Source organism: Campylobacter bilis, from assembly GCF_016806695.1.
Lineage (GTDB): Bacteria > Campylobacterota > Campylobacteria > Campylobacterales > Campylobacteraceae > Campylobacter_D > Campylobacter_D bilis.
This window is the reverse complement of the sequence record NZ_WUED01000001.1, coordinates 49,924-64,333: the sequence shown is the minus strand read 5'-3', so window position 1 is coordinate 64,333 and position 14,410 is coordinate 49,924. Positions and strand designations below refer to the sequence as shown.

General features: G+C 29.7%; 20 protein-coding genes and 1 tRNA gene. 5 read left to right on the top strand and 16 right to left on the bottom strand.

The genetic code is table 11. From position 1 onward, the window contains the following. Positions 1-3 precede the first annotated feature (3 nt). From GRQ01_RS00385 to mqnP, 15 genes are all read right to left on the bottom strand, one after another. A complete protein-coding gene (locus GRQ01_RS00385; protein ID WP_158333879.1) occupies positions 4-1,206 on the bottom strand; it encodes an LL-diaminopimelate aminotransferase in 1,203 nt (400 codons plus the stop codon). Between the two features lie 9 nt (positions 1,207-1,215). Continuing rightward, positions 1,216-2,022 (bottom strand): hypothetical protein, encoded by an 807-nt coding sequence (locus GRQ01_RS00380; protein ID WP_158333878.1) that lies wholly within the window; start codon positions 2,020-2,022, stop codon positions 1,216-1,218. Further along, a complete protein-coding gene (locus GRQ01_RS00375) occupies positions 2,016-2,942 on the bottom strand; it encodes a hypothetical protein (RefSeq protein ID WP_158333877.1) in 927 nt (308 codons plus the stop codon). The genes GRQ01_RS00380 and GRQ01_RS00375 overlap by 7 nt, the downstream gene beginning before the upstream one ends. Continuing rightward, the gene (gene rlmB, locus GRQ01_RS00370; RefSeq protein ID WP_158333876.1) at positions 2,935-3,618 is read right to left on the bottom strand and encodes a 23S rRNA (guanosine(2251)-2'-O)-methyltransferase RlmB; all 684 of its coding nucleotides are present in this window, start codon (positions 3,616-3,618) and stop codon (positions 2,935-2,937) included. The genes GRQ01_RS00375 and rlmB overlap by 8 nt, the downstream gene beginning before the upstream one ends. A 13-nt stretch (positions 3,619-3,631) precedes the next feature. Beyond that, positions 3,632-4,456 carry a 16S rRNA (cytidine(1402)-2'-O)-methyltransferase gene (rsmI, locus tag GRQ01_RS00365; protein WP_158333875.1) on the bottom strand — a complete coding sequence of 275 codons (825 nt, stop codon included), beginning with the start codon at positions 4,454-4,456 and terminating at the stop codon, positions 3,632-3,634. Between the two features lie 5 nt (positions 4,457-4,461). Next, positions 4,462-4,659, bottom strand: coding sequence for a 50S ribosomal protein L31 (rpmE, locus tag GRQ01_RS00360; RefSeq protein ID WP_158333874.1), 198 nt, complete (start codon positions 4,657-4,659; stop codon positions 4,462-4,464). 79 nt (positions 4,660-4,738) lie between these two features. Next, on the bottom strand, positions 4,739-5,395 hold the full coding sequence (locus GRQ01_RS00355; RefSeq protein WP_158333873.1) for a 16S rRNA (uracil(1498)-N(3))-methyltransferase: 657 nt from the start codon (positions 5,393-5,395) through the stop codon (positions 4,739-4,741). 1 nt (position 5,396) lies between these two features. After that, the gene (locus GRQ01_RS00350) at positions 5,397-5,804 is read right to left on the bottom strand and encodes a hypothetical protein (protein WP_158333872.1); all 408 of its coding nucleotides are present in this window, start codon (positions 5,802-5,804) and stop codon (positions 5,397-5,399) included. Continuing rightward, positions 5,804-6,229 (bottom strand): c-type cytochrome, encoded by a 426-nt coding sequence (locus GRQ01_RS00345; RefSeq protein WP_158333871.1) that lies wholly within the window; start codon positions 6,227-6,229, stop codon positions 5,804-5,806. The genes GRQ01_RS00350 and GRQ01_RS00345 overlap by 1 nt, the downstream gene beginning before the upstream one ends. Beyond that, on the bottom strand, positions 6,229-6,810 hold the full coding sequence (locus GRQ01_RS00340) for a 6-pyruvoyl trahydropterin synthase family protein (protein WP_158333870.1): 582 nt from the start codon (positions 6,808-6,810) through the stop codon (positions 6,229-6,231). Before GRQ01_RS00340 ends, GRQ01_RS00345 begins: the two co-directional genes overlap by 1 nt. Then, positions 6,807-7,550 carry a 7-carboxy-7-deazaguanine synthase QueE gene (locus GRQ01_RS00335; protein ID WP_158333869.1) on the bottom strand — a complete coding sequence of 248 codons (744 nt, stop codon included), beginning with the start codon at positions 7,548-7,550 and terminating at the stop codon, positions 6,807-6,809. The genes GRQ01_RS00340 and GRQ01_RS00335 overlap by 4 nt, the downstream gene beginning before the upstream one ends. Before the next feature lies 1 nt (position 7,551). After that, complete coding sequence (gene moaA, locus GRQ01_RS00330; protein ID WP_158333868.1) at positions 7,552-8,514, bottom strand: GTP 3',8-cyclase MoaA; 963 nt, start codon at positions 8,512-8,514, stop codon at positions 7,552-7,554. Positions 8,515-8,526: 12 nt separating this feature from the next. Then, complete coding sequence (locus GRQ01_RS00325; RefSeq protein WP_158333867.1) at positions 8,527-9,039, bottom strand: hypothetical protein; 513 nt, start codon at positions 9,037-9,039, stop codon at positions 8,527-8,529. Beyond that, on the bottom strand, positions 9,036-9,533 hold the full coding sequence (locus tag GRQ01_RS00320; protein WP_158333866.1) for a hypothetical protein: 498 nt from the start codon (positions 9,531-9,533) through the stop codon (positions 9,036-9,038). Before GRQ01_RS00320 ends, GRQ01_RS00325 begins: the two co-directional genes overlap by 4 nt. Then, positions 9,524-10,408 carry a menaquinone biosynthesis prenyltransferase MqnP gene (gene mqnP, locus GRQ01_RS00315; RefSeq protein ID WP_158333865.1) on the bottom strand — a complete coding sequence of 295 codons (885 nt, stop codon included), beginning with the start codon at positions 10,406-10,408 and terminating at the stop codon, positions 9,524-9,526. Before mqnP ends, GRQ01_RS00320 begins: the two co-directional genes overlap by 10 nt. 70 nt (positions 10,409-10,478) lie before the next feature. Between mqnP and miaA the strand changes: the two genes are divergently transcribed. The 5 genes from miaA (at position 10,479) to GRQ01_RS07590 (ending at position 12,941) form a co-directional block, all read left to right on the top strand. After that, positions 10,479-11,342, top strand: coding sequence for a tRNA (adenosine(37)-N6)-dimethylallyltransferase MiaA (miaA, locus tag GRQ01_RS00310; protein WP_158333864.1), 864 nt, complete (start codon positions 10,479-10,481; stop codon positions 11,340-11,342). Between the two features lie 137 nt (positions 11,343-11,479). Continuing rightward, a tRNA-Glu gene (locus GRQ01_RS00305) sits at positions 11,480-11,554 on the top strand. Between the two features lie 235 nt (positions 11,555-11,789). Then, a complete protein-coding gene (sodB, locus tag GRQ01_RS00300) occupies positions 11,790-12,443 on the top strand; it encodes a superoxide dismutase [Fe] (RefSeq protein ID WP_158333863.1) in 654 nt (217 codons plus the stop codon). Between the two features lie 66 nt (positions 12,444-12,509). Beyond that, positions 12,510-12,668: a hypothetical protein gene (locus tag GRQ01_RS00295; protein ID WP_227656219.1), complete on the top strand. Its 159-nt coding sequence runs from the start codon at positions 12,510-12,512 to the stop codon at positions 12,666-12,668. A gap of 60 nt (positions 12,669-12,728) precedes the next feature. Further along, on the top strand, positions 12,729-12,941 hold the full coding sequence (locus GRQ01_RS07590; RefSeq protein WP_227656218.1) for a hypothetical protein: 213 nt from the start codon (positions 12,729-12,731) through the stop codon (positions 12,939-12,941). 256 nt (positions 12,942-13,197) lie between these two features. Here GRQ01_RS07590 and GRQ01_RS00285 read toward each other — a convergent pair whose 3' ends face one another. After that, complete coding sequence (locus GRQ01_RS00285; RefSeq protein WP_158333862.1) at positions 13,198-14,403, bottom strand: saccharopine dehydrogenase family protein; 1,206 nt, start codon at positions 14,401-14,403, stop codon at positions 13,198-13,200. Between the last annotated feature and the right edge of the window lie 7 nt (positions 14,404-14,410).

Sequence of the window (14,410 nt, the reverse complement as noted above, 5' to 3'; positions counted from 1 at the left end):
GAATTATTCTTTTAAATATTTTTTAATATTGCGCGCAGCTTGTCGTATGCGATTTTCATTTTCGATTAAAGCGATTCTTACATACTCATCCCCAGCCTCGCCAAAACCTACTCCAGGGCTTACAGCAACATTAGCACGTTGCAAAAGCTGTTTAGAAAATTCTAAACTTTTTAAATGCTTTTTATTTTCAGGAAGTTTTGCCCAAACAAACATAGTTGCTCTAGGTTTTTTTAAACTCCAGCCTGCATTATCAAAAGCTTCAAGTAAAGTATGCATCCTTTTATCATAAGTTGAAAGAATTTCATTAACACAGTTTTGGTTTGCGTCTAAAGCTACAGTTGCAGCTACTTGAATAGGAGTATACATACCATAATCAAACCAGGATTTTATTTTTTTAAGTGCATTGATTAAGCGTTGATTTCCTACGACAAAACCCACACGCCAACCTGCCATATTATAAGACTTTGAAAGGGTGTAAGTTTCTACTGCAACATCTTTTGCACCTTCAATTTCTAAGATTGAAGGGGTTTTATACCCATCATAAGTTAAATCCGCATAGGCAATATCTGAAATGATATAAAATCTTTCTTTTTTCGCTGTTGTAATCAATCTTTCATAAAAACTTTTTTCACAGGTTATAGTTGTTGGATTATGTGGAAAATTAACTACGATATATTTTGGACGTGGGATGCTTTCGTTTAAAGTTTTGTGTAAATTTTCAAAAAAATGATTTTCATCGAGTTCGAATTTCTCATTGTAGGTTAGCGGCATTTTTGCTACATTCCCTCCTGCTATAATAAAAGCTTGGGTATGGATAGGATAAGCAGGGGTAGGCACTATAGCTACATCTCCAGGATTAATGATCGCTCTTGCAAGGTTTACAAAGCCTTCTTTAGAACCCATAGTGGCTACTACTTCGCTTTGAGGATCTAAATTGACATTGTATTTTCTTTTATACCAATTGCAAATTGCTAAGCGAAGTTTGTAAATTCCCATAGAGGTAGAATAGCCTGAAGTTTTATCTTTATTAGCACTTTCGCAAAGCTTGTCTATAATGTGTTGTGGAGTTTTACCATCGGGATTTCCCATTGAAAAGTCGATGATATCTTCTCCAGCACGTCTTGCTGCCATTTTAATTGCATTTACCTCTGCAAAAACGTAATTTGGAAGCCTTTCTATGGTATTAAAACGGATTTCATCGAACATTTTTTTCCTTTATTTTTTCAGAGTGATTTTTAAACCTCTGCGAATATTGTCTAAGCTATACATATCGCTTATAATAGCATATATAGCACCATTTGGGATAAGTTGTGAGAAATGATTGCTTTTGCTTTTGCTTTTTACTGCTTGAATTAAGTTTAAATTTTGATCTAAAAAAAAGATTTTAGGAAACCAATTGTCTAAATCATTAGCATCAATGATTAAATTAGTAGCGTTTTTTAAATTAAACACATAATCTTTAAGAGGTTTTTCTAAGGATTTTGGTGTATTTAAACTTAAATTAGTATTGGTTTTTAATACTGCATTTGAAAAATCTAAATCATACTCATAATCATAAGATCCAATGCGTCTAATATTATTTATATGAACAGAATTTTCTTTTAAGAGTTTATAAAGAGTACCAGGATCTAATATATATTGAGATTCAACTTGTATAGTATATTCAATATTTCCTTCTCTTAATATCAAATCTGTAGGGATAAAATATATATATCCAGCATCGGTTAAAACATCAGATAAAATTTTAAAAAACATTATTTCATCTGCTTTAGCTTTAAAATTCAATTTTAGGCTTTGAGGATTGTCTAAGATTAGGGTGATTAAAGAATTGGTTTTTAATATTTGAGATATTTTTGCAATATCGGAATTTCCATTCTCATCTAGATAGGGATTGTGTGAAAATAATAATTCTAGTTGGGAATTTTTGCTAGGATTATTAACTAAATTTTTTGCTAGTTCTAAATTCGAGTTTGCTAAACATACACTCACACAAAACGCAATCATAATGATTTTTTTTACCATTCTTTGCCTTTATTTAATTTTATAAATTGAGAGGCCGAGATAGGAGTGATCTTGCCTTCTTTAATCAAGAAGCGTTTGACATTGCCTGCAGGGAATTTTTGCTCTTTATTTTCTTCATCAAAAAGAGTTAAGGCAGGCGATCCTGTTAAGATTAATTGATCTTTATCCAAAGAGATATTAAAATCTTTTTCTTTGATAAAATTTGTTTTTTTAAAATTGTTTAAATCTATCAGTCCTATCCAAATTTTAGTAGAGGTTTGAAAATGTGCTTGAGTTAAAAGTTCGCTTTTAGGTGTGCTTTGGATATTAGCTTGATCGTTTGTTAAGTTTTGATCGCTTTGACTTGCGTTGTTTTCTATACTTGTGTTTTGTTCATTTTCTTGTAATTGAATATTTTGATCTAATAAACTTAAGTTTTGTTCATTTTGATTTGATTCTTTTGCTTTGTTATTATCTATGATAACAACATTATTTCCTAAAGATTTTAAATTCTCTTGTGCTTGTCCTATGATATTTATAACTGTCGTGCTAGTATTGTTTTGTTCTTCTTTGAAAAAGGTTTTAAGTGTGTCAAAATAATATATTATAATTCCTATAATTATTATAATAATAAGAATAATAAAAAAAGGCCATGCAGAAGATGTTTTTTGGCTATAAGAGTCTAATTGCGGGATTATCATTTTAAATTTTGTTTGTGGGGTAGGATTGTTTTCATTAAGATATGCTTCATATTCTTGATTAAAATCACTAAAATCAAGATCGTATTCTCTACTTAAAATTTTGATAAAACCCTTAACATTAAAACGACTTAAAACAGTGAAGTTTTTCTCTACTAAAGCTTTTAAAAAATCAAGCTCTATTTGCGTTTTTACTGCAACTTCTTTTAAATTTAATTCTTGTATTTTTTTCCAATTAAGCATTTATTATCCTATCACAAAGTATTGCAAAAGCGGCATTGACATTAAGACTATCAAAATTATTTTTCATAGCTATGCCAACACATTCGTCGCATTTTTTTATAATTTTAGAACTTAGACCATAACCTTCGCTGCCTAAAATTAAAACTTTTTTATTGTCATTTATTTTTATACTATGAATTTCTTTGCCTGAGCTATCGCTAGCATAGAAATAAAACCCTACTTGCTTTAATTCATTTATTACATTTAAAGCATTATTGCTTAAAACTATGGGCAAATCAAGTGCTGCTCCACTGCTTGTGCGGATAATGCCTTCCATGGCTAATTTTTCTCCAATGAAAATCAAAGCCCCCACCCCTAAAGCATAAGCTGTGCGTATAATAGCCCCTATGTTTCCAACATCGCTAATTCCATATAGCATTACAATAAAATCATTTTTCTTGATTTCATTTAAATCGGCAAAGGAATTTTGTTTGATATCAAGCAAAAAGCCTTGATGATTCCCACCTTTTGCATAAGCTTGGGCAGTTTTAAAATCAAGTTTTTTAATCTTAAAGCCTGATTTTACAATTTTTGCAAAAGTGGCTTTGTCACATTCTTTGGCTAAATAAAGTTCTTTAACAAGATCTTTATGATGCTCTAAAATGTAAAAAAATATTTGCTTTCCATAAACTATCATTTTTGCATTCTACCTAATTTTGACTTAAAAGCAGTTTTTGATAAAGTTCTTTTGGATTTTTTCCATTTATTTTAGCTAGCAATTTTGCTTTTGTTTTTAAAGGTAAATCAAGATCTAAAATATCTTCTTCGCAAAGAGAAGATTGACTGAAATTCTCTTCTTTAGCTTTGATAACAACTACCCATTCTCCTTTTAAATTTATTGTTTTTAAAATAGGCAAAAGTTCTTGTGCTTTGGCCTTAAATTTATTTTCAAATTTCTTACTGATTTCTTTAATAGCAAAAATTTCGCGTTGAGGATCAAAAACAGCAATTTGTTCTATTAAAGATAAAATGCGTTTTGGAGATTCATAAATTATGCTTACATAAGGGTTTTTTAGAACTTTTTCTATGTCTTTTTGCCTTTCTTTACCTTTAGAAGCTAAAAAGCCCATAAAAATAAATTCTTTTTCACAAAAGCTTGAACTCACTAATGCGACTAAAGCTGCATTAGCTCCTGTTAGGACTTCATAGTTGAGTTGGTGTTTTTGGGCAAATTCTATTAAAGATCTTCCAGGATCGCTAATGCCTGGCATACCTGCATCGCTTAAATAAGCCACATTTTGTTTAAATATATTTAAATCAAGATTTTCTAAAACTTTTTTTTCATTATGAGAATGTAAGGCTATAAATTGAGAAATATGGATATTAGCCCCAAATTTTATATTTAATAAAGCAATTAAAGACTTACTCACTCTTGTATCTTCACAAAATACAAGTTCGCAGGTCCTTAAAAGCTCTAAAGCTCTAAAAGAAATGTCATTTAAATTTCCTATGGGAGTAGGAATGAAATAAAGCATAATTGTTACATTGCGTATTTTTTCTTGAATTTCTCTACACGGCCTGCTGCATCTACTATTTTTTCACTACCGGTAAAGAAAGGATGACAATTAGAACAAATATCTACTTTTAATTCTGCTTTATTTGACTTTGTTGTAAAAGTATTTCCACAAGCACAATTGACTTTGCATTCTATATATTCTGGATGAATTTCTTTTTTCATAGATTTTCCTTAAAAAATTAAAACAATAAGCTAAAATTATAAATTATTTAATATAAAAAATAGATTAATTTAAGAAAAATTAAAGCAAAATTTTTGCAGCTATTGCGATAATGGCGTTTTGACTTTTTAAAATATTAGGACTTTTAAGCCCTATTTTTTTCTCAAAAAGCAATCTTTCATTATCACTAAATCCTCCTTCTGGGCCTATAAAATATAGCTGTTTTTCACTAAAATTATCTTCTTGCTTGCCTTGAAAATCAACCATAATAGCATTGGGGAATTTTTGAATAAATTCTTTGGTATTTTTGTAGCTTATCAATTCCATTTTCGCACTCCTACCGCATTGTTCGCAAGAAGCGATAATAATTTTTTCTAATCTTTTTAAATCGATTTTAAAATTTCTTTGTGAAAAATCTGCAAAGATTAAATGCAAGGTCTTTACTCCAAGTTCATTTAAAAAAGGTAAGGTTTTTTCTAAAATTTTAATATCTATAATAGCTAAGGCTAAATTCAATTGGCTTTGTTTAGTGCTTTGTAATTTTTTATCTAATAAACTCAAAGTACAAGAAGTTCTTTTTAAATCGGTGATTTTATAATCATAAAGGAAGTTATCTTCTAGATTTCTTAGCTTTATTATTGTATTTTCTTTTACTCTTCTTACTTTTAAATGATTGAAATTTTCATTTTTAAGTTGTATGAGGTTTTGGCCGGCTTGTTTATGGTATAAAAATTGCATTTTACAGATATCTTTTTGCTAAAAAAGGTAAAAATAATATAAAGATTTCACAAAGTAAAATTACAAAACTAAGCCACCTAAAGCTTGTATACCTTCTAAATCTTCTTGCTTTTTTAAAGCAAATGAAGTGAAAAATGGCTAAAGCAAAGATTAAAATCCATGAAAAAATCATGATAGCAATGTTAAAATTCATGTGTAATTGTTTCATTACTAGTAGTAAACAGCCTGTAAAAATCATCAAAGCTAAAAATAAATAATAAATTGGCAAAAATAATCTTATTCTACGGATAAAAATAAATTCAGTTTTAAAATTCCCTTGTGTCAGTATAAGATAAAAAAGCATTAAAAAGCCACTTGCATAAAGGCTATAAAGATGTAAAGCCAAAAAAAATTCATAACTTTGATCCATTATTTTCCTTTACTCATAAAATCAGCTAAATTTTGAATCTGTTCTTCGCTTAAAAAGCTATGGTTTTTATCTTCGATTTGTTTTATTTTTTGTATAAAAATTTGACTATTAAGAGTTTTAATAGCTACACTATTGTTAGGTTTTAATTCTCCTTTTTCTCCATGACAAGAAGCACATTTTTGTTTGTATAAAGAGCTTATGACGCTAGGATTAGCATCGTATTTATTTTTTAAAGTTTGAATTTCATCATCCACAGGCAAGGGTAAATTAGAATCGCTTAATTCTGTTTTTTCATCATTTTGTTCTACTTGAACTATTTCTTGATCTGTGTTTTGAGGTTTGGAAGTGTTGTTTTTATCATTAGAGCAAGCGATTAAAAAAAGCAAAAAAAAACTTGAAACTATTAAAATTTTAGTTTTTTGCATTAAATCTCCTTTGGATTGATAAAAATCTCTTGATTTTTAAGCTTTTCATAAAATTCTATATCATTCCATTCTGCTTTAATAGCATGTGAAAATTCTATATCTTCAAAAGAAATTTTTGGCATATTAGGGCTATAGGCATCTTCTCTAAAGCCTTGTGCATAGCCTGTTCTTGTTTCATGGATGATGATGCTTTGTAGATTGATACCTTGTTCTCCATTGACCATTTGAGTTTGCTTTAATAAAGCATCAATAAGTATGAAAAAAACACGGCAAAAATTCTCTGCACTAACATTAACAGGCAAAGTAATCCAACGGCTTGAGTATCTTTTCATCTCTTCTAAATATCTTTTATCATCATATTTAAAAAGAGTGATGGTATGATCAAAACTATCAATGATTTGGCGTATGTATGTTTTTAAAAGACCAAAATCATAAACCATACCAGCATTGTCTAAAAATTTGCTTTCAAGTAAAACTTCTACCTTATAAGAGTGTCCATGAATACTGCTTTTACACCGCTTAGAAGAACAAAATCTAACAATATGTGCATTTTCAAATTCAAATAATTTTCTTATAATCATACGCTCTCTTTATCATTCCAAAGACGAATATGAATTCTATCAGAATAATTATAACCATTTTTAATGCAAAATTCAGCAATTTTTTGTGCATTTTTTTTTAAATATTTTTCATTTTCGCCCATAGGCATACAAAAAATCTGATTAGGGACCTCTTTTAGGATTTCTTTAATTTCTAAAAAAGAAGTTTCCAGTGTTTTAGAATCTAAAACAAATTTATAAAAACTGTCTTTTGCGTGGGTTTTAAATGCTTGCAAGGCTTTAAAATTCAATCGCTTTTCTTTTTCAATCCCACTATTTTGAAGTTTCACACTTAAAGCAAAAATGCATTTTTTATAAAAAGGATATTTTTTAAAATCAATTTCTATACTTCCATTGCTTTCAAAATGCACTTCAAATTTTTCTTTGAGTAAGCTTTTTATAAAATTGATAAATTCAGGATTTTTATGGTGGATTAAAGGTTCTCCTCCAGTGATGACTACAATGGGATGAAAATTCTTTTTTAGTTTTATAACTTTATTAAAGAGTTCTTTAGCATTTAAATGTTCATAATGTTTTTTAAATTCTTTGATAAAAACAGCTCTTATAGTATCACATCCTGTAAGAATTTTACCCTCTTTTGATATTTTAACACCAAAACCCCAACAATTAAAATTACATCCAGCAAAACGCATAAAAACAGCTAATCTTCCGCTATATTTTCCCTCACCTTGTATGCTTAAAAAACTTTCAACAAGTTCCAAACTATCCTCCAATTTCATAGAAGGCACGAGAAGAAGTTTGATTGTTTACTCCATTCCATTTGTTTTTTTCTGGTTTGTTTTGTAAGACTTCTTCTAAAATTTTTAAAGCAGCTTTAATATCGCCTTGTTTGATTGCTTTTTTTATGCTTAATGCTTCATCAAAGTAAAGACAAGGTATTAATAATCCTTCAGCACTTAAGCGTATACGATTGCAAGAATTGCAAAACTCATGAGTGTGTGGATCTATAATTCCAAATTCATAACCATCCGCACTATAGATGCTTACGGGTGCTTTTTCGTCTTTTTTAATGAGTTTGATTTGATATTTTTGGCTTAAAATTTGTAAAATTTCATCTCTTTTTAAGCCTTGTAATTTCCCATAAGCGTGAGTGTTTTCCATAAATTCTATAAAGCGAATTTGGGTGTTTTTTGATTTTGCAAATTCTAAAAGTGCTATTAATTCTTTATCGTTTAAATTTTTAAGGGCTACGGTATTGAGTTTTACTTTTAAACCTCTATTTAAAGCCTCGTTAATCCCTGCTAAAACACTATCTAAGACATCTTTTTGTGCAAGGATTTTAGCTTTTTTGCTATCTAGAGTATCTAGTGAAATATTAAGGCGTTTAAGTCCTGCATTTTTAAGATCTTTAGCAAAGTCTTTAAGCAAAAATCCATTGGTAGTTATAGCAAGATCAATGTCTTTTTTATAATCGCTAATCATTTTTATAAAAGCACTTAAATCTTTGCGTAATAAAGGTTCCCCTCCGGTGATGCGGATTTTTTCAATACCTTTATCAATGCTTGCTTTAACAAATAAAAAAAGTTCTTCAAAGCTTAATAGATTTTCTTTGGGTTGATAATCAAAAGGGATTTTTGGCATGCAATAAAGGCAGCGAAAATTACATTTTTGCGTAACTGAAATTCTAAGATAATTTATTTTTCTACCAAATTGATCTATTAGCATTTGCTTTCCTTTCTATTTTATCAGTTTTTTAAATTTTAAAACAAGTTCGACATTACCAATGCCAATGCGTAAATCTTTGGCTATTTGTTCTATGCTTTTGCCTTCTTTAAAGAGATTTTCTATCTTTTGTTCTTCGGTTTCAAAATTAGGGGTTAGTTTGATCATGCTTTGGGCTTTTTGTTCTAAATTCAAAAGACGGTTTTGTTGTTCATTTTGAAAATCTTCTATGATGTGCTTCATGGTTTTTAAGGTTTTTAATACAGGAGTGATTTTTGCACTTATTTGTTTATCAAGTTCGATTTTCATCTCTTCTTTTAAAAGAGTAGTTTTATAATCTTCGTTTTCTTTATCATCCTTAAAGTCTGATTCTTTTTGGAAATAATGAAGTTCTTTAGTGATCTCTTCTATGGCATTTTGAAGTTTTATGATTTTTGCATTATTTTCTTTTTCTTTGATATTAATATAAGCTAGCATTGCAATTAAAGCTATGATTATAAATACCCAATAAAGTATATCATCACTCATTTTTGCTCCTTCTTATTTCTTATCATTTCTCTTTGAATTTGGACAACAAAAGCGTCAAAAGCTATTTTATCTTCAGGTTTGATTTGAATGATTTTAGCTAATTTATCGCTTTGTGCTTGGATGAAAATGGCTATGGTTTGATTATTTAAATCAAATCTTAAATAATATTTTTTGTCTTTTTCTAAAATAGGATCTAAAAAATTTAAATATTCAAAATTTAAAGATTCTACCGTGCCTTTTTGTTTGAGTTCTAAAAGTTCTTTGCTTTTATCTAAAGAATTTTCAAGTCTTAAAATGTCTTCTTTTAAGCTTAAAAGCAAATCAAAAATGATTTTTTCACCTTCATTAAAATCAATACGCAAGGCGAGTTTTTTCCATTTTGAAATTTGACAAAGGGCACCGAGTTTAAGATATTCTTGCAAAAAAAGGCTATTTTGTGTTTCACAGCACTCTAAGTAAGCTTTAAAACCTGCTTTAAAAAATGTCAATTCCATATTAAATCAACCCAAATAAAAATAAAAAATATAATGCTTAAATAGCCATTTAAAGTAAAGAAAGCCTTATCAATGTGAGAGAAATTCTTATGAACAATTTTGTGTTCAAAGGCTAAAATAATACCACTAATGATCACTCCAATGAGTGCGATTTTTCCTAGGGCTATGCCCCACACTTCCCATACAAAAAGCAGCCAAAACAACACTGCTAATACATGGCAAAAAGCCGCAATCAATAAGCTTGTTTTAAAGCCAAATTGAGCGGGTATAGAATGAAGTCCTACTTTTTTATCATACTCCATATCTTGTAAAGAATAAAGCAAGTCAAACCCAGCTGTCCAAAAGCTTACGCCCAGACATAAAATCACACTATAAATATGAATTTTTCCCATAATTATAATGCTTCCTGCAATGGGTGTAAGCCCTAGGCAAAATCCTAAAACCAAATGTGCTAAAGAACTAAAGCGTTTAAAAGCAGAATAAAGAGCTAGGATAAAAAGTACAGGAAAAGACAAATAAAAGGCTAAGTTATTGATAAAATAAGAGCATAGGATAAAAATAATTGCATTGAGTATGATAAATGCCCAAATATTCTTGCGTCCTATTTTTCCAGTGATATTAGGACGATTAGCACAACGTGGATTGTTTTTATCTATATCTTCATCCATTAAACGGTTTGTAGCCATGGCAAAATTCCTTGCACTCACAGCACAAATCACGCCTAAAATCAGAGCTTTAAAGCCAAACCAAGCACTATCATAAGTAAGCTTTGAAGCCACTATCATGGATGAAAATAAAAAAGGCAAAGCAAAAATGGAATGTTTAAATACAACAAGATCTAAAATATTTTTAATTTTTATCCAAAATGCATTCATTTCTCTACTTTAAAAATTTTTTGTTATGATTTTACTAAAATTTTATAAATTTTAGGATAAATGTATCGAAATGTTTTTTGAAATAGCACTCATAGGAACAACAGCAAGCGGGAAAAGCTATATAGCCAATACTTTGGCAAAAGAATTTAATGCTGTTGTTTTAAGTCTTGATAGTCTTTGTGTTTATAAAGAGATTAATATCGCTAATGCTAAGCCCTCTTATGATGAACTTCTTAATTTGAAATATTTTGGAGTCAATTTATTAAGCGTGAGTAAGCATTTTAATGTTGCTTTATTTATAGAAGAATATCAAAAAGCAAAAGAATTTGCACAAGCTAGCAATTTAGCTTTGATTATAGTAGGTGGGACAGGGTTTTATTTAAAAACTATGATAGAGGGTTTAAGCCAAAAGATCTCAGATATAAAAAGCCCTTTAAGTAATGATGAAATTTATACTCTTTTGTGCCGCATTGATCCGCATTATAAAATTGAAAAAAATGATACTTATAGATTAAAAAAATGGCTAAGCATTTATGAGCAAACAGGAGAGCTTCCTAGCGAGTTTTTAAAAAGGACACAAAAAAGCGGAGTGCTTAAGGATATTGAAATTTATGAGCTTGTATGGGATAAAGAAGAATTAAAAAAGCGTATTCAAATCAGGACAAAAGAAATGTTAAATAAAGGTCTTATAGATGAAGCAAAAATGCTTTTTTCAAATTTTGATAATAATCTTAAAGCCTTAAATTCCATAGGCTTAAAAGAATGCAAAGATTATTTAAAAGGCATTATTTCTTTAAATGAGCTTGAAAATTTAATCACCATACATACAGCACAGCTTGCCAAAAGACAAAGAACCTTTAATAAAAAATTCCAAGCAAAGCCTTTGGAATTTCATAAGGCTTTACAATTTCTAAAGATGAAATTTATAAGTTAAAATCATGCTTTTCAAGCTTTAATTACAACTTCATGAGAATGAAAATCAAGATGCTTAGCTTGAAAATAACTGCAGTATTTAATGAAATTTTAAGAAAGAAAAACGTATAATCTCATTTTTATTTTTTATACTTAATTGGCCCATTCGTCTAGCGGTTAGGACATCGCCCTTTCACGGCGGTAACACGAGTTCGAGTCTCGTATGGGTCACCATCATGATTTATTTTTAAATTATTTAATTCTTTTTTGTATTTCTTATTTGACTACCTTTATTTTACAAAGTGATTGAAAGATTTTTATGAGATTGCATTATATTTAATATTTAAGCAATATTAAATATATATTTTGTTAAATAAATTGCTTTTTATTGTTTTAAGATATTTTTACTCTTTTTAATTTTATTTATGGTAAGATTTATAATACTAAATTAAAAACAAAGGAGAATACTATGTTTGAGTTGAGAAAATTGCCTTATGATACTAGTGCTTTTGGTGATTTTTTGAGTGCTGAAACTTTTAATTATCATCATGGGAAACATCACAATACCTATGTGACAAATTTAAATAATCTTATAAAAGATACTGAATTTGCCAATAAAGATCTTATAAGTATTATTAAAACTTCAAGTGCTGGGATATTTAATAATGCAGCTCAAGTTTATAATCATGATTTTTATTTTGACTGTATTAAACCAAATTTAGGCTGTGGTTGTGGTGATTGCATAGATGCAAATTTAAAAGGGGCTTTAGAAAAAGAATTTGGTTCTTTAGATAATTTCAAAGCAGAATTTATCAAAGGTGCAACAGGGGTTTTTGGATCAGGTTGGTTTTGGTTAGTTTATAATACTAAAAATCAAAAATTAGAATTTGTAGGCACTTCAAACGCAGCAACTCCTATCACTGAAGATAAAGTTCCTTTGCTTGTTGTGGATGTTTGGGAACATGCTTATTATGTTGATCATCGTAATGCGCGTCCTGTTTATTTGGAAAAATTTTATGCACATATTAATTGGGATTTTGTTGCAAAGGCTTATGAATGGGCTTTGAAAGAAGGCATGAATTCTGTAAGTTTCTATGCTAATGAACTTCATCCTATAAAATGATTTTAACCCTTTTTGTGTTAGAATTTATCTGACTTTAGTGTCAAATTCTACATAAAAAGGGCAAAAATGGATAATTCTTTATCTGTTTACACTCAAAAATATGATAAAGAAGGTTATGGATTACAATATCCTGATGGTCATGTTATAAGATTTTATGAAAGAATCTTAAAATTTAAACTTCATAAAACCAAAGGTAAATTACTTGATTTTGGTAGTGCATTCTAAGTATTTTAATCATGTAAGTAAAGGAGAATAGAACCTTATGGTATTGATATAGTTTCTAGTTTGAAAGATGCTTGGCAAAAAGATCCTTTAATAGAATCTAAGAATTTTCATATCATTGAACCTAATTCTAGTTTTAAAAATCTATTTGATGTAAAAATGGATTTTATATTTGCAAATCAAAGCTTATATTATCTTACAAAACAAGCTTTTAAAGAAACAATGCAAGAATTTATGATTTATGTAATGATGGGGCTATTATATTTGCAACCATGATGAGTGATAAGGGTTTTATAGTATGTATGAAAGAGGACAGCTTATGGAAAATGGATTACGCGAGGTAAAAGCATGCCCAAGCGGTAGATTAAGCGGGTCTTCTTATATACGTTTTGCTAAAGGATATAGAGCAATTAAAAGAAGATTTTAAACCTTTTAACCCTTATTTTGGGGTGATTATGAGTTGATCAATCTTTATAATTTTGAAGGGAGTGTAGAGCATTTTATTTATATAGGGCAAAAGTAAGTTTTAAACTTACTCTCCTAAGCTTGGAGTCATTTCGATGATTTTCCAAGCAAGCCCTTGTGAGTTTAATTCCTCCATAAAAGGCTTAGCATCAAATTCCTCCATATTAAATACACCTTGGCCTTTCCATATTCCTTTGGCGATGAGTTTTGCCCCTATCATAGCAGGAACACCTGTGGTATAGCTTACAGCTTGTGCACCTGTTTCTTTATAGCATGCTTGGTGATCACAGACATTATAAATGTAAATTTGTTTATCTTTACCCTCTTTAATCCCACGTATCACACAACCTATATTAGTATAGCCCTTAGTACGCACTCCTAAGCTTGCAGGATCAGGAAGCAAGGTTTTTAAAAATTCAATAGGAATGATTTCTCTGCCTTGATGCATTATAGGTTTAATTCCTAGCATTCCTACATTTTCAAGGCATTTCATATGGGTGAGATAGCTTTGTCCAAAGGTCATGAAAAAGCGTATTCTTTTAAGGCCTTTGATATTTTTTACCAGACTTTCAAGTTCTTCATGATAAAGCAAATAGCTGTCTTTGATGCCTATTTCAGGGTAATCCCATTCCATCTTAATTTCCATAGGCTCAGTTTGTATCCATTTGCCATTTTCCCAATAGCGTCCTTTGGCTGAAACTTCGCGCAAATTGATTTCAGGATTGAAATTTGTTGCAAAAGCATAGCCATGATCCCCAGCATTGCAATCTAAAATATCTATATAAAAAATTTCATCAAATAAATTCTGTTGGGCATAAGCACAAAAAACATTAGTCACGCCCGGGTCAAATCCACTGCCTAAAAGCCCTAAAATTCCTGCTTCTTTGAATTTATCATTTCTTGCCCATTGTTCTTTATACTCAAATTGTGCTAGGCTAGGGTGTTCGTAATTTGCTGTATCTATGTAGTGGATTTTAGTCTCTATACAAGCATCCATTAAGGTTAAATCTTGATAAGGCAATGCTACATTAAGCAAAATTTCAGCCCCAGTTTTTTTAATAAGCTTTACTACCGCATCTTTATCATCAGCATCAATTTGTGCTGTGTCAATCTCTACGCCTAAGCGTTCTTTGATAAAAGAGGCGATTTCATCGCATTTGCTTTTTGTTCTGCTAGCTAGAGTGATGTGAGTAAAAGTATGGCTATTCATTGCACATTTAACTGTAGCCACACGGCTTACCCCGCCTGCACCTATGATTAAAAGATTTTTCATGAAATGA

Coding starts and splice junctions, on each gene's coding strand:
- GRQ01_RS00385 (WP_158333879.1), bottom strand. CDS start 1,206: ATGTTCGATGAAATCCGTTTTAATACCATAGAAAGGCTTCCAAATTAC.
- GRQ01_RS00380 (WP_158333878.1), bottom strand. CDS start 2,022: ATGGTAAAAAAAATCATTATGATTGCGTTTTGTGTGAGTGTATGTTTA.
- GRQ01_RS00375 (WP_158333877.1), bottom strand. CDS start 2,942: ATGCTTAATTGGAAAAAAATACAAGAATTAAATTTAAAAGAAGTTGCA.
- rlmB (WP_158333876.1), bottom strand. CDS start 3,618: ATGATAGTTTATGGAAAGCAAATATTTTTTTACATTTTAGAGCATCAT.
- rsmI (WP_158333875.1), bottom strand. CDS start 4,456: ATGCTTTATTTCATTCCTACTCCCATAGGAAATTTAAATGACATTTCT.
- rpmE (WP_158333874.1), bottom strand. CDS start 4,659: ATGAAAAAAGAAATTCATCCAGAATATATAGAATGCAAAGTCAATTGT.
- GRQ01_RS00355 (WP_158333873.1), bottom strand. CDS start 5,395: ATGCAATTTTTATACCATAAACAAGCCGGCCAAAACCTCATACAACTT.
- GRQ01_RS00350 (WP_158333872.1), bottom strand. CDS start 5,804: ATGGATCAAAGTTATGAATTTTTTTTGGCTTTACATCTTTATAGCCTT.
- GRQ01_RS00345 (WP_158333871.1), bottom strand. CDS start 6,229: ATGCAAAAAACTAAAATTTTAATAGTTTCAAGTTTTTTTTTGCTTTTT.
- GRQ01_RS00340 (WP_158333870.1), bottom strand. CDS start 6,810: ATGATTATAAGAAAATTATTTGAATTTGAAAATGCACATATTGTTAGA.
- moaA (WP_158333868.1), bottom strand. CDS start 8,514: ATGCTAATAGATCAATTTGGTAGAAAAATAAATTATCTTAGAATTTCA.
- GRQ01_RS00325 (WP_158333867.1), bottom strand. CDS start 9,039: ATGAGTGATGATATACTTTATTGGGTATTTATAATCATAGCTTTAATT.
- GRQ01_RS00320 (WP_158333866.1), bottom strand. CDS start 9,533: ATGGAATTGACATTTTTTAAAGCAGGTTTTAAAGCTTACTTAGAGTGC.
- mqnP (WP_158333865.1), bottom strand. CDS start 10,408: ATGAATGCATTTTGGATAAAAATTAAAAATATTTTAGATCTTGTTGTA.
- miaA (WP_158333864.1), top strand. CDS start 10,479: ATGTTTTTTGAAATAGCACTCATAGGAACAACAGCAAGCGGGAAAAGC.
- sodB (WP_158333863.1), top strand. CDS start 11,790: ATGTTTGAGTTGAGAAAATTGCCTTATGATACTAGTGCTTTTGGTGAT.
- GRQ01_RS00295 (WP_227656219.1), top strand. CDS start 12,510: ATGGATAATTCTTTATCTGTTTACACTCAAAAATATGATAAAGAAGGT.
- GRQ01_RS00285 (WP_158333862.1), bottom strand. CDS start 14,403: ATGAAAAATCTTTTAATCATAGGTGCAGGCGGGGTAAGCCGTGTGGCT.